Annotated in this window: 9 protein-coding genes and 1 tRNA gene; 3 read left to right on the top strand and 7 right to left on the bottom strand. The window is 66.6% G+C overall.

From position 1 onward, the window contains the following. Positions 1–27: 27 nt before the first annotated feature. Entirely contained in the window at positions 28–1737 is a 1710-nt protein-coding gene (locus tag ACOGXI_RS02875) for an alkaline phosphatase D family protein (protein ID WP_419937399.1), read from the bottom strand. A gap of 162 nt (positions 1738–1899) precedes the next feature. Beyond that, positions 1900–2949, bottom strand: coding sequence for a hypothetical protein (locus ACOGXI_RS02870; protein WP_419937398.1), 1050 nt, complete (start codon positions 2947–2949; stop codon positions 1900–1902). A 577-nt stretch (positions 2950–3526) separates the two neighbouring features. Here ACOGXI_RS02870 and ACOGXI_RS02865 point away from each other — a divergent pair. Both ACOGXI_RS02865 and ACOGXI_RS02860 read left to right on the top strand, forming a co-directional pair. Next, the gene (locus ACOGXI_RS02865; RefSeq protein ID WP_419937397.1) at positions 3527–3835 is read left to right on the top strand and encodes a hypothetical protein; all 309 of its coding nucleotides are present in this window, start codon (positions 3527–3529) and stop codon (positions 3833–3835) included. Positions 3836–3955: 120 nt separating this feature from the next. Then, positions 3956–4300, top strand: coding sequence for a hypothetical protein (locus ACOGXI_RS02860; protein WP_419937396.1), 345 nt, complete (start codon positions 3956–3958; stop codon positions 4298–4300). 85 nt (positions 4301–4385) lie between these two features. On the opposite strand, the gene ACOGXI_RS02855 is transcribed toward ACOGXI_RS02860, so the two are convergent. From ACOGXI_RS02855 to ACOGXI_RS02835, 5 genes are all read right to left on the bottom strand, one after another. Then, positions 4386–5552 carry a pyridoxal phosphate-dependent aminotransferase gene (locus ACOGXI_RS02855; protein ID WP_419937395.1) on the bottom strand — a complete coding sequence of 389 codons (1167 nt, stop codon included), beginning with the start codon at positions 5550–5552 and terminating at the stop codon, positions 4386–4388. A gap of 157 nt (positions 5553–5709) precedes the next feature. Continuing rightward, complete coding sequence (locus ACOGXI_RS02850) at positions 5710–7194, bottom strand: hypothetical protein (protein WP_419937394.1); 1485 nt, start codon at positions 7192–7194, stop codon at positions 5710–5712. Positions 7195–7311: 117 nt separating this feature from the next. Next, a complete protein-coding gene (locus ACOGXI_RS02845) occupies positions 7312–10638 on the bottom strand; it encodes a VPS10 domain-containing protein (protein WP_419937393.1) in 3327 nt (1108 codons plus the stop codon). A gap of 139 nt (positions 10639–10777) precedes the next feature. Continuing rightward, a tRNA-Leu gene (locus tag ACOGXI_RS02840) sits at positions 10778–10861 on the bottom strand. A gap of 44 nt (positions 10862–10905) precedes the next feature. Further along, positions 10906–12180, bottom strand: a complete 1275-nt coding sequence (locus tag ACOGXI_RS02835; RefSeq protein WP_419937392.1) for a serine hydrolase domain-containing protein — start codon at positions 12178–12180, stop codon at positions 10906–10908. A gap of 106 nt (positions 12181–12286) precedes the next feature. Between ACOGXI_RS02835 and ACOGXI_RS02830 the strand changes: the two genes are divergently transcribed. Next, a complete protein-coding gene (locus tag ACOGXI_RS02830; protein ID WP_419937391.1) occupies positions 12287–13630 on the top strand; it encodes an HNH endonuclease family protein in 1344 nt (447 codons plus the stop codon). Positions 13631–13732 lie beyond the last annotated feature (102 nt).

Genomic DNA, 13732 nt, shown 5'->3' with positions numbered 1-13732 from the left:
GGCCATCGGCTTCCTTCCGGTCATAGGTCAGAACAGTCTGATCTTGGCGACGGAGTGGCTGAGGGGCACGGCTTGCCTGCCCCGCTCCGGGGTCGGTTCCTCTACGATCTGCTTGCCGTACAGCTTGAACCATGCCTCGCCCGCGTCGGGATCCACCTCTATGAGAGCGTAGGAGGTGCCCGTGTAGAGGGCGAGCCGGCTGAACGCGTATCCCTCCGGGGTCTCTCCGTCGTCGGCCGCTCCGAACCGCAGCGCCCAGCCCAGCGCGCGGGGCACGTGGTAGGTCACGGCGCTCGAGGTCAGTTGCCAGACGCGGTGTCCGTCATCGTCGGCGATGTCGAAGACGGCCGACACGTGCACGTCGCCGCTCAGAATGCAGGGCCGCACGCCGCGTCGCGCCGCCCGAAACAGCACCTCCATGAGCGCGGCCCGCTCCTCGTCGTGCAGGCTGTGCTCCCACGAGTCGCGCAGGTCGTCTCCGAGTCCCGCCTCGCGGAGCGGGAACCTGAGGTCCGCGTTGGCCAGGGCCGACCTCGCGTGCAGCACGGGCACGGCCGAAACCACGAACATGAACGGGGTCTCCTCCGGATCGAGCGCCTCCGCCCACGCCTCGAAGCGGCGAAACTGGGCCTCGCCCAGGATGCGGAAGCCGTCGCGCTCGATGTCGCGGTGGCCGCGGCCATCCAGCACGTAGAAGGCCGCGCCGCCCCGGGTGAACGAGTAGTCCCACACGCCGGCATCGGTCGGGGGGTTGTGGCTGTGCTGATACTCCCGGTACACATCGCACGCCGCGCGGAACATGCGGCGAACCAGGCGCCTCCCGTCGTCGCGGGTCAGCCCCTTTTCCTCGAGGTCCGGGAGAATGCGCGCCAAGCCGTCGTCCGGGCCATCGTCGGCGAGATAGTGCGACCCCCAGCCGTCGCCGATCTCGTGGTCGTCCCAGATCATGTAGGTCGGGTAGGCGTCGAAGACGCGGCGCACGCCCTCGAAGCCCCAGTATCCCCGGTGGATGTCGCGGTACCAGCTCCGCATGGACCGCTCGTCGGGCAGCAGCTCGCCCGCCTCCCGGCGCATGCCGCGGTTCAGCATCTTCCAGATGTCCAGCGTCGCCACCCCGTCGCTGTAGCACTGGTCGCCGCCGGCGATCACCACGTCGACGTCGTCGCGGTGCCGTTCGAGCGTCGCGCCGAGGAAGTCCCAGGCATCGATGTCGCCCACATCGGTCCGCTTCCGGAACAGCCCGCTCACGCGGTACGGCATGTGGCAGGAGAAGAGCGCGATCTGGAACCGGCGCCGTTCGTCTTCCCGCGGCGGGGTGCGAAAGCTGCGCAGGCGGTTGTGTCCCAGGATCACCTTGCCGCCGTCGCCGGCCGAATGCAGCGCGTAGCCGTAGCGCGTGTCCGGCCGCAGATCGCCGATGTCCAGCACGCGCGTGGTGTCGTCGGCGTACCCGGCCACCTCGAAGGGAAGGGTGTGCGTTGCGTTCAGGATGTCGCCGGTCTCCTCCGCCGACACCGGCACCCTGCCGAGCGCGGCCCGAAGCTCCGCCCGCACGGAAGAAGACTCGATCGCCTCGCCGCAATCGTAGAGCAGCAGCGTGAAGCGTCCCGGACCGCCCGCGCGCAGCCACAGCCGCACCGAATCGGGTGTCGCGTGCCCCACGATCGCGCCCACGCGCAGACGGGCGTTCGGCCACGGCCGGTCCGACTTGAAGACCAGCGAGTCCGGTCCGTGCACCCCGGCATCGGTGGCGTCCCGGTCGTTGCCATCCTCCACGGGCGGACCGTTTGGATCATGCATGCTTGTGGGCAAGGTTGTGTGTGACCGTATGCACGGAACAATCTATTCGGTTGCGTCGCACCACCATCACATCCAGATGATTTACTCGCAACAACGAACTCACTGATTGTCGCACGTGAAGTTAGGCACAATGCCATCGCTATACTGCCTCATCAACGTACGGGACATTCCCGTCGGATCTGCAGCGTTACGGGCGCCCCGCTCGAAGGCTGGAGCTTCGTTGTCGCCCACCTGAGGGAGGTGGTCTGCCAGCGGCCCCCATAATTCCCGGACACGGGCACGTGCGCCCATCGCCACACCGGTGGTATCCGAAGCCGCGGTCGGATCAAGCTCCGTAAGGTATGCCAAGTAGTATTTCAGCGCGGCTTTCCTAGCCTCAAGCCGCCGATCCGAATCCCCCTCGACTCCGAGGCTGCGTGAAGACGCGAGATAAATCTCCCCAAGCTCATGATATCGCCTGGGGGGCATGCGTGTTCGCGTGATCGCGTCGGCGAGCTGGCGGAAGTCGCTGCATTGGTTGATGTATCCTAAGAGAAACACCAGTTGCGTCGCCGCTGATTCCTGTACTGACGTTTCGGCCCCCGCGGCGATGGCTTTCAGCAAGTAATCCACAGCCTGCGGGGCGCTACGGCGTGAAACGCAAGCCCCTTCTTCTCGAACCGCACATTCGGCGTAGTGTAGTCCGAGCGCCAACAGCTGCTCGGGCGTAAAAAACGCTGTTCCGATGGCGTCGGCCGCCTCCGGCACCCTCCCCAGCAGCACTCCTTCCCGCGAGCGAATCACCAAATTGTCGCCATCGACGTCGATGCTGCGAACCACGTCACGGAGCGCGTCCCTGTCGATGCCTGGAAACGCCTTGACTGTGTCCTCGCCGGTCAACAGCACGGACTCGAACGGTTCACCCAACCGGTCGAAAAGGTATACTTCACTGGAAGGTTCGGGATCGAATCCGGCGTCGAGCTCGCGGCCAAACGACTGGTAGAACAAGAAGAACCCGGCACCAACCATCTCGACCACCAAGACGGCAAAAAGCCGCTTCAGGTACGTCTCCCGCACGTTCAAGATTCCTACGAGCGCGAGGATGGTGACGATCATCGTCAGGACGAAACCGACGACGACCACCCATCCCATCATTTCACCCGGACTCATCTGTGGCTCCTTTGCTACCTTGTACCTCTACTTCCGACACCCGTCCGCCCGCACCCTTGCGCAACCGTTAGCTGGAGCGCATTGCCCGTCCGAACATATTCGTATCGTTCCCGCTCAGGCCCAGAGGAGATCAAGCACCGTACAACACCGGTGTGTCGGTCGCAATCGAATCCGCGTTGATTCGCCAACCTCCGCGACGGCCGAGGCCCCTCTCTCCCACAGCACGGTCATGAGGTCGAGTTCCCGCGCGGTGAACTTGCTCTCAAGAGATCCGTCCTTGCGTCCCGAACCGTCAGCGTCGCCACCCCCAGCGGTCGGCCCGTAGTCGAAGCGGCGGGAAGCCGAGCGCGGCGTCGTTCCCGGAGCGTAGACGTGCCAGGGCGCCGCCGTTGACTAGGGATGGGCTGAATAAGTCACCACCGCCAGATTGATGGATCAGGGGAGTTCCGGCGATTTCGTGCTTGCCACGCCGGAGGACGGTGCGGAGAGGCTCGTATACGATGGCTAAGGCCGCTACCGAGAGGGGTTCGGGCGGGGCGGAGAGGGGCTGGGCGAGTTCTTCGAGCCGGGCCACGGCATGCTGCGGCCCCTGCCCGACGGCGGCGTACTGGTGCTGGATCCGTACATTCGGCGGATTACACATCTGTCGGCGGCATGGGAGCCGGTTCGGTTGACAGACATCGGTGCGAGGTTCGCGACTAACTTCGTGCCGCTGGCTTCCGGTTCGGGGTTCGTGTTGGCGGGCTGGGGTCGCACCGACGACTCGGAGCGCGCCGAGATCACTCAAGCCATCGATCTGGATGGGAACGCGCTCGAGATGATCGCCGCGATACCCAAGGACGATGCGATGCGTCGCTTCTTCCCTTCGCCGCTGGCAACCGGATGAGGACGGAAAGTGTGGCGGGCACTGCCCACGGAGTACGCCGTCGAGGCGTGGGATCCCCAAGATCCGGGCGGCGTCATTCGGTTGGAGGGGCAGCCTGACTGGTTTACGCCAAGCCCGCCGATGGAGGGATATCCGCTGGAGGCTCCGGCACCGTCGGTCATCATCGACTTGAAGCACGCGGACGGACTTCTGTGGATTACGACGACGGTAGCGGACGAGGAGTGGAGGGATGCCGTGGCCGATCCCGTGCCGTTCGTACCGCTGGATTCAAAGAAGATGATGGATGGAGTGATCGAGGTTATCGACGTCCACACGGGTCATCTCGTTGCCCGAACCGTGCATGATGAAGTGCTGTGGTGGACCGGCGACAAATCTCTATTGTACGCGATCCGGGAAGACGGCCTCGTTCCGCGGGCCGTACTCTTTACGCCATCGCTGGCCGGGGAGGCATGCCCCCGCCATTGATTGCCCGTGACACCATCCCACACCGCGTGCGGTCTGGTCCTTCGCCCACACGTCCACGTCGTTGCTCACACCTGGGGTAGTCCAGCTAGATCCAGTCTTTCTTGCGGAAGTCCATCATGACCTCGGCGAGCTTCTCCATGTCCGACGGGAGGCCCATCGAGAGCCGGCTCCAGTCGGTCATCGGCGGGAACGGGCGGCCCACGTTGAACCCGGCCTCGTACATGCGCTCGTTGTAGGTCGCGAGTTCTCCCTTGATCCGGTGCATGATGAAGTTCGTGTGGCTCGGCAGCACCTCGATGTCGAGTTGGCCAAGGGCATCGTACATCATCGCCTTCGCCTCGTCATTCGTCTTCACGCTCTTCGCGAAGAACTCCTCGTCGGCGAGCGAGGCGACGGCCGCCACGCCCGCGACGTGGTTGGGCGCGTTCCGCGTCGCGAACGGGAGGACGCGCTGAACGGTGGCCTCGTGCGCGATCCCGTAGCCGAGCCGAATCCCGGCCATGGCGTACACCTTGGAGAAGGTGCGGGCCACGATCAGGTTCGGATGGCGCTCGATGAGCGGGACGAAGGTCTCGTAGCCGGGATCGTCCGCGAGTTCGAAGTAGGCCTCGTCGACGAGGAAGAGGTGCTGCTCGCTCTCGTCCCGGATCCAGTCCATGATCGGCCCGGTCGAGGTGAGCGTGCCGGTGGGGTTGTTCGGGTTGCAGAAGTAGATCACGCTCGGCGCCGACGACTTGGCGGCCTCTTCGCGCATGCGGTCGATGTCGTGGGCGTAGTCGCTCGTGAGCGGAACCGTGACGTGATCGTAGGCGAACGGCTGCGAGTACCTGGGGACATCCTCGTACGTCGGCTCGGCGTAGATGAGGCGTCCGCCGGGCGCTGCCCACGCCGCCGCGGCGATGCGCAGGATCTCGGTCGAGCCGGAGCCGAAGAAGAGCTGGCCGGGCTTGACGCCGAGGCGCGCGACGAGCGCCTCGCGCACGAGTTCGCCGGTCGCGCCGGGATAGCGGTTCGCCTCGTCGAGTCCGTCGACGATCGCCTGCCGCGCCGATGGAGCGATGCCGAGCGGGTTCTCATTCGAACTCAGCCGGACGGGGCCGTTGTAGTCACGTCCCGGTCGGCGGGGGTTGAAGATGGTGTCGAGGCCGTGCGCCGCCGTAGCGCCCGCGAGGGGTGCGGCAAGGGGTGCGGCGGCGATGCCGGCCACGCCGGCGCCCGTGAGTCCCGTTCGGAGAAACGCCCTTCGCTTCATGTGGCCTCCCTGATGTGTCGAGGACGCCACCGCCGCGAGGCGGCGCGCGTCCATCCTGCGCATGCGATTACGACATGTCCCACAATGACCCCTGGAACATGGCCGTTGTCCCGGAATTCGTCCAGCATGGCGATCCGAAACGCCGGGCGTTTCGCCGCTATCGGCGTCTCCCGGGTTCGCGGCGCTGCGGTGGGTCCGGGGGCCGGTCGGTCGGGCTGGCGGCGGGCGGCGGTTCGCCGAACAGGAGGCGGACGGCAGACCGCGTGCGGCCCGTGAGGGAGTCGAGTGTGACGCGCAACTCTTCCCCGCTCAGTCCTTCCAATTGCCGCTTCAAGTCCTCCGGCAAGCGGTGGAGAAGCTGGACGGTGCGCCGTTCACGCCAGTCGGCGCGTCGGCGTTCGGCCTCCGAGCGGCCCCGCGCCAGGTCGGCGAGGCCGTCCTCGTCGAATTCCGCCGCTTGCACGATGACGTTGAAGGCCTCGCCGTCCACGAGGCCGGCGGCGAATGCACGCCCGAGATCGACCGGATCCACCGTCGCGGGATCCACGTCCTCTGGGTTGAAATCGAACCATGCCTCCCGCCACTCCGGACCGAACTGCCGCCACGACTCGGCCTCCTCGCGCGAGGCCAGTAGCGGGAGCGCGAAGGCGGTGTCGATCTCGGCCGCCCGCTCGTAGTGGGCTTCGGCCTCCTCCAGGTCGCCGGCCCTCGCGAGGGAGTTGCCGCGGTGGAACGCGGCCCACGCCTCCAGGTCCCGCGTCCCCAGGTGGCTGATGCGAGCGACCTCGGCCGGCAGCGGCGCACCCGAGAGATCCGAGAGGTGGGAAGCGAGACGCACGGTCAGCGTGTCCACGAGTTCGAACACGTCGCTGCCCCGGGCGAAGTCGGCCGAGGCGACCGTGCCGTTCTCGAGTTCGATCAGTTGCGCGTCGATGCGCATGTCGTCGGCGGTTCCCGTCACGCTTCCCCACAGCAGCAGCCTGGCGCCGGCCCCGCGCGCGACGGTCAGCGCCAGCGACTCCGGTATTTCGTCTTCCTCGGAGAGCCCGCCTTCGGTGATGAGGTCGTAGAGGCTCTGCCGGCCGACCACGAGCAAATCGGGGAGTTGCGCCAGGTTCGTCGTGAGCAGGTCCGCGAGCCCGGAGCCGAGCCACTCGAGTTCCGGGTCGGGCACGTTGTTGCGGAAGGGCAGGACCGCGAGCGAGTTCCGCCCCAGGTCGGGCGTCGCACCCGCGAAATCCAGCCCGTCCCCGCGGCCGTCCACGCCATCCGCGACGGTGGCTGGCGTTGCCATCTCCGCGCCGCCCCCGGCTCCCGGTTCGGCGGTCGCGATCCGGTAGGTGCCGATCGCGCCCAACGTGACCAGCGTGACCAGGAGCCAGGCTTCCGCCCGGCGGACGCGCTGCGGTCCCCGTTCGCCGTGAAACCAGCCGATGACGAGAAACGCGGGGAAACCCAGGATCGCGAGGAAGACGACGGTGTCGAGGACCTTCCTCGAGAACGCGTAGGTGCCGACGATGAAGTCGGTGATCTCCACGCCGAGCCAGGCCGCGCCCACATACACGAGCGCGATCTGCACCATGCGCCGCTTCCGGATCCTCTCCAGGATCGACGCGCTGTTCCCCTCTCTGTTCGTCATCATCCGCCCGTCCCGGTCTCCGGGGGTCCGCTGGTCCGCCGCTGAAGGCTACCGCGTCGTGCGACACCGCCGGAGCGGCGAACGTTTGCCGCTCCGGCGGGCCACCGGAGCCACGGCCTCCTAACGGTCGTCCTCTCCGTCGGGCTCGTCCCAGAACCCGAAGCCTTCCTTCCGTACGACGTCCAGCGGGATCGTATGGGTTTCGTCGCCGATCGTGATCGCCACGGTGTAGGCGCCGGGATCGGCCAGGCCGCCCCCGCCACCGCCGCCGCCGAAGAAGCGGCGGAAGGTCGACATGCCGCCGCGCTCGCGCACGGCTTCGGCCACTTGCTGGAAGACGGTGCGCATGGCCGCGGGGTCGGCGCCGCTCGCGGCGGCCGCGGCGGCAGCCATGGCCGCGGTGCGGCCCCCTCCCCGGCCTCCGCCCCGCCCCGCCTGTCCAGGCGGCGGATAGCGCTCGGCCGGCCGCTCCTGCCAGTCGTCACCGGCACCGCCTCCTCCTCCTCCTCCGCCGCCGAACATGCGGATGATCGCGCCCTGGTTGCCGCCCTGCATCATCGACAGCACCTGGTCCATCGTCTCCCGCGCGACCCCTTCGTGCTCGACGAGCGAGTCCCCGACCGCCTCGTACATGCGCGCGGTGCGAAGGCTGTCCAGCCGATCCGCCGGCGACGGCTCCCGAGGCGCCGATCGCCGGTTGAACGTCCACCGCACCCGCTGTACGCCGGCGGTGGCCGGGCCGTTCATCGTCTGCACGGTATCCCCCGCGGCGTTGAGGATCGCGATCGAGGCCTGCGGGCGGGCGCTTCCACCCCGCGGCCCGCGAGGCGCCTCCGCGGCTTCCTCTTCTTCGGCTTCTTCCTCGGCTCCTTCCTCGGCCTCTTCAGCCTCTGCTTCTGCCTCCGCTTCCGCTTCTGCCGCGGCCGCCTCGGCCAGCCCTTCCGCGACATCCTCCGGGACGTAGTAGGAGATCTGCGCCCCGTAGTCGCCCGCGTCCGCCTGGAAGTTGCTCTGCGCGACGAATTCGCCGCCGACCGGCGAATCTCCGAACTGGATCGCCGTCTTCGGCTGGAACACCGTCACTGCCTCGGGCAGGCGCCCGCCCTCGAGCTGCTGCAGGAGGGAGATGTCCGCCACGAAAATCGAGCGCCCGTGCGTGCCCGCGATGATCTCGCTCTCCCGCGGATGTATCTTCAGGTCGTGGACCGGCACCGTGGGCAGCCCGTTCATGAAGCGCGTCCAGGACCCGCCCCGGTCCGTGGAGACATAGGCCCCCACGTCCGTCCCCACGAAGAGGAGGTCCGGGTTCACCGGGTCTTCCCGGACCACATGCACGAAGTCCGGCGCGCCGGTCGGGAGGTTCGACGAGATCGAGCGGAAGCTCTCCCCGGCGTCATCCGTGGCGTAGACGTACGGCGTGTAGTCGTCGCGCCGGTGGTTGTCGAAGGTCACGTAGAAGCGGTTCGGATCGTGGCTCGACGGCTCGATCCGGCTCACGTACGTGCCCTCCGGAACGCCCTCGAAGCGATCCGTGAGTTCGATCCACTCCGCCCCCTCCGGCGTCCTCCAGACGCGTCCGTCGTCCGTCCCCGCATAGAGTTCGCCCTCGTTCAGCTTCGACTCGGCGAGCGAGACGATCGTGGCGAAGTTCTCCGCTCCCGTGACGTCCGGGGTGATGCCGCCCGTCGTGTTGTAGGCGATCTCGATCTTCTCCGGATCGGCGTAGGTGAGGTCGTCGGAGATCGGCGTCATCTCATCCGTGTCGTACGTCCACTTCAGGACCCGGTTCGCCCCGATGTACAGCGTCTGCGGATCGTGCGGCGACAGTTCGAGCGGCGTGTTCCAGTTGAAGCGCATGTCGTACAGCGCCGAGTCCTGCGCGACCAGAGCCTGCAGCTCCTCGATCTGCGCCACGTTCGCCGCCGGGGGATTGTCCGGGTCATCGCCCGTCAGGATCGCGACCGAATCGCGCAGCGTCTGCGTGCGCTCGCGCCAGTCGGGCTGCTGCAACTGGTGCCGCTCGCCCGTGCGCGTGTTCCGCCAGTAGATCCGTCCCTGCTGCGATTCCCCGAACACGATGTCCGGGTTCGTCGGGTCCTGTGGCGCGTAGAAGCCGTCGCCGCCCCCGATCGAATACCACATGTGATTGTCGATGGACCCGCCGGCGCGGCTGCTGGGGCCGCACCACGTATAGTTGTCCTGCAGTCCGCCGCAGACGCGATAGGGCGTGTCCATGTTGTAGCTGACCGCATAAAACTGCCCCATCGGGATCCGGTTCGGGAATTCGAAGTTGCCGCCCCGGTCCCACGTGATCGCGATGCCGCCGTCGTTGCCCAGTATGAAGTGGTCCGGATCGGACGAGTCCCACCACAGTGCATGATAGTCCACGTGCACGCCCTGGGCCGGGTTCCCCACCGTGCGGCCCCCGTCCCGCGAGAAAAAGAGAGAAGACCAGTAGATGAAATCGGGATCGTCCGGCGACACCCAGACGCCGGAATAGTAGAAGGGCCGTGAGTTGTTCGAGTTCATGAACTCCCACGACTCGCCGCCGTCCGCGGAGCGGTAGAGTCCCGAGGCGTGGCGGTTGCCATCCTCATCGGCCTCCTCCGGAGCCTCCGCCTCGACCATCGCGTACATGACCTGGGGATAGCTCGGGGCGATGGCGATCTCGAGCCGTCCCAGCATGGTCTCCGGGAGGCCGTTGCCCTCCACCTTCTCCCACGTGTCGCCCGCGTCGGTCGACTTCCAGATCGCGCTGCCGGGGCCGCCGCTCTGCAGGAAGTACGGGCCGCGCACGCGCTCCCAACTCGTGGCCCAGAGGATGTCCGGGTTCCGCGGGTGCATGTCTATGTCGACGAACCCGGCGTCCTCCGACACGAAGTTCACGCGCTCCCAGGTATCGCCGCCGTCCTTTGTGCGATACAGGCCGCGCTCCTCGTTGGCGCCCCAGGGGTGGCCGAGCGCGGCGACGTACACCCAGTCCGCCTTCGTCGGGTGGACGACGATGCGGCCGATCGCCTGTGTCCCCTCGAGCCCCTTCAACTCCCACGTGAGCCCGCCGTCGACGGACTTGTAGATGCCGCCTCCGGGCGAGATCGAGTTGCGCGAGTCCTCCTCGCCGGTTCCCGCCCACACGATGTCGGGGTTGCTCGGCGCGATCGCGAGGTCGCCCATCGAGACGACGCGCTCGTTGTCGAACACGGGCCGGTAGGTCGTCCCGTTGTTCGTCGTCTTCCAGATCCCGCTCGTGGCGCCGGCGATGAAGAAGGTCCCGGTGCCGGGAATCCCTTCGATGTCCGTGACCCGTCCGGCCATGTTCGCCGGACCGATGGAACGCCATGCCATCTCGGCCATGAAGTCTTCATCGGCCACCGCCTCCTGCGCGGCCGTCCGGGCCGGGAGGAGGAGGGAGGTGAGGATGAGAGGTACTGCGACGCGCTTCAGCATGGTTCGGGGCTCCTGGCGATGGTGGCGCTCGGCGCGGCAACACGGTCGAAAGTGAGGGTCACGCCCGACGATACGAAAGACACCCGCGCGTCGTCCGGCGTTTGAGGGCGCGGGCTCAGCGTAGCGGACCGAGGGGTCATGCCGGAGGAGGGACTCGAACCCTCAAGGGATTGCTCCCACCGGATTTTGAGTCCGGCGCGTCTGCCAGTTCCGCCACTCCGGCTCGCGAGCGCGGCCCTCAGATCTACAACAGAGGGCCGCGTGCGGCTATTGCATCTCGTCGAGCGCCTGGTACACCAGCGTGCGCAGCTTCGCGTGATCGTCCACGCCGTCGGTCGGGATAAGCTGCGTGAAGTAGACGACGACGAGATCCTCGGCGGGATCCACCCAGTACGTCGAGTGGTACGCCCCGCCCCACCCGTACTCGCCGACCGAGCCCGGGGTTCCGCGCGCGCCGAGATCGGCCAGCACGCTGAACCCGAGTCCGAAGCCGACCCCGCCGTCCCAGTTGAACCGGCCCCCGACGTGGTTGACCGTCATCAGGTCGACGCTCTTGCTCGACAGGACGCGGGCGCCGTCGAGTTCGCCGCCGTTCAGCATCATCTGCAGGAAGCGGGCGTAGTCGTGGGCCGTGGAAAGGAGCCCCGCGCCGCCGGAAAAGCTGGTTCGCGGGCCGTCGACGTACGCGCCCTGGCCGACCATGCCGCCCGGATCGGGGGCCGGTACGAGTCCGCCCTCGCCGGCCGAATACACCACGCTGAGCCGGTCGCGCTTTTCCTCGGGCAGGTAGAAGTGCGTGTCCACCATGCCCAGCGGCTCGAAGATCCGCGAGCGGAGGAAATCGTCCAGCGGCTCGCCCGACACCTCCTCCACGAGGGCGCCGAGGATGTCCGTGGAATAGCCGTACACAAAACGCTCGCCCGGCTGCGCGTCCATGGGGAGCGCGGCCATGCGCCGCACCGTCTCCCGGATCGGCTCGTCGCGGTGGGCAAAGTACCACCCCTGGATGCCCGCCTCCGCCCACAACTCCGCCCCGGGACCGCCCCCGTAGCCGATCCCGGCCGTGTGCGTGAGCAGATCCCGGATCGTGATCGGCCGGTTCGCGGGCACGATCTCGTATCCGCCCGCTCCGTCGGCGATGGCGACCGTCGTCTCCATGTATTCGGGCAGGTAGCGGCCGAGCGGATCGGAGATGAGAAGGTCGCCCTCCTCCTGCAGGATCATGACGCCGACGCTCACGATGGCCTTGGTCTGCGAGGCGATGCGGAAGATGTCGTCCGCCTCCATCGGATCGCCGGCCGCCACATCGCGGTGGCCGACCGCCTCCAGGTAGGCGACCTCACCCTCGTGCGCGACCAGAGCCACGGCGCCGGCCAGTTCCCCTTCCTCCACGTAGGACGCCAGGGCGCCGCCGAGCCGCTCGAGGCGGCCCGCGTCCGCCTCGGCCGCCGGCGACCCCGGGACGCCCCCCACCGCGAGGGCGCCGCCGACCACCACCACCGGGAGCACGCCCCACAGCAGGCGTTTGGGCATTCTGTTCATCTCTCGTATACTCCTGCCCGCGTTCTAGCTCTAGCGGGTCTCCTATCGGTCATCCGCCAATCGAGTACGTCCAGAAGAAGTCCTCCACCACAAGAAGGTACACCGGGTGAAGACGGAAACCGAGTTCATGCGGGTCGAGGAACTACTCGGCCTCCGAAAAAAGAACATGATGTTTGAGAACACCGAGTACCAGAGAGGGAAGGTCTGGACGCCGGTACAGCAGCAACTACTTATCGACTCCGTTCTCCGCGGGTACTCAATCCCAAGCTTCCATTTGCACTTCATTGAGGACCGGGAGGGGAGCATCATCGCCCAGAGATTTGAGGTCATCGACGGACAACAGCGGCTGCGGGCGCTGTCCCGATTCCGCGAGGGATCCTTCAAGCTCCTCAACCCCACGGCGGAGGATCTGCCACCTGGTGTGCTGTTCACGAACGAGGCCAAGAAGGAACGGTGTGCGTGGGCAGACAAGACGTTCGCCGATCTGGACGAGGGAGATCGTGACCGATTCCTTGGCACCGAGCTCATCGTCGTCAAGGTGACCGACGCGAGTAAGGAGGCTGTGCGTGACCTTTTCATCCGGCAACAAGGAGGCACGCCATTGAAACCGCAGGAGATCCGGGATGCATGGCCCGGTGGAATGACGGAGGTCATCCTGCAGATCGGGGGCAAGCAGGGGCTGGACCGTTGTCCGGGTCACGACTTCTTCCGGGAGCTCGCCCGAAATCCGGGCCGGCCCGAAGGTCGTCAGATGGCTGCGCAGATGCTCTCGTTGCTCGTGGCAAGGCGTGACACCAAGCAGTATCGGGGCATCGCCCGCCGACAGATCGATCAGTTCTACTACGATCATCTGTCGATCACGGACGATGACCCGCATGTGAAACGGTTCCGAAAGATTCTCAACACGCTGGTAGGGAGTCTCTACGGTCACTTCACATTCAGGCTCGTCGCGCACGAGGCCATCTCCCTAATGCTGCTGGTGGACGAATGGCTCGACAATTCCGTGACGGGATGGCAGCAGAACTTGGCCGGTGCGTTCCTTGATTTTCGCGATGCCTTCGCGGTCGCGCGGAAGAAGAAGAGAGAGGGGGACGCTACGGATCCGTACTGGTTGAGCTACGGAGTCCATACGCAGACGGCGAGTGATCAGGGGGAGACAATCCGGGCACGGTATGATTTCTTCCGGGAGAAGATGACGGAGATCGTTGCCCCGGAATCGAAGGATCCACAGCGGACGGCAGATCCTGTCATGAAGGATACGGTCTTCCGAAGCCAAGACGGGAAGTGCGCAGTGTGCGCCGGGCAGCTGCGGCCAGGCCAGATTGAGCTTCATCACATCGATTTGCACTCGCGAGGCGGGAAGACAATCCCTGAAAACCTTGCGGCCGTACATCCGCACTGCCATCCGAAGAGCGAAAAGGAGCTGCGGAACTTCCGGGAGCAGGCATGAGTGCCGAGTTCCGGTGATCGAGGCTCGCCCGAGACGTTTTCCGCGCGAACCGTGCTTGTCCCTACCCGGCCGGAGCGTGACGTGATCGAGAAGAACCGAAGT

It is taken from the genome of Candidatus Palauibacter sp. (genome assembly GCF_965208055.1).
In the GTDB taxonomy this organism is placed as follows: domain Bacteria; phylum Gemmatimonadota; class Gemmatimonadetes; order Palauibacterales; family Palauibacteraceae; genus Palauibacter.
Note: the sequence above shows the minus strand (reverse complement) of the source record. Positions and strands in the feature narration are given on the sequence as shown.

Bases quoted from the DNA above. Each gene is read 5' to 3' on its own strand.
- ACOGXI_RS02870 (WP_419937398.1), bottom strand. From the start codon at position 2,949: ATGAGTCCGGGTGAAATGATGGGATGGGTGGTCGTCGTCGGTTTCGTC.
- ACOGXI_RS02865 (WP_419937397.1), top strand. From the start codon at position 3,527: ATGCTGCGGCCCCTGCCCGACGGCGGCGTACTGGTGCTGGATCCGTAC.
- ACOGXI_RS02860 (WP_419937396.1), top strand. From the start codon at position 3,956: ATGGAGGGATATCCGCTGGAGGCTCCGGCACCGTCGGTCATCATCGAC.
- ACOGXI_RS02855 (WP_419937395.1), bottom strand. From the start codon at position 5,552: ATGAAGCGAAGGGCGTTTCTCCGAACGGGACTCACGGGCGCCGGCGTG.
- ACOGXI_RS02850 (WP_419937394.1), bottom strand. From the start codon at position 7,194: ATGATGACGAACAGAGAGGGGAACAGCGCGTCGATCCTGGAGAGGATC.
- ACOGXI_RS02845 (WP_419937393.1), bottom strand. From the start codon at position 10,638: ATGCTGAAGCGCGTCGCAGTACCTCTCATCCTCACCTCCCTCCTCCTC.
- ACOGXI_RS02835 (WP_419937392.1), bottom strand. From the start codon at position 12,180: ATGAACAGAATGCCCAAACGCCTGCTGTGGGGCGTGCTCCCGGTGGTG.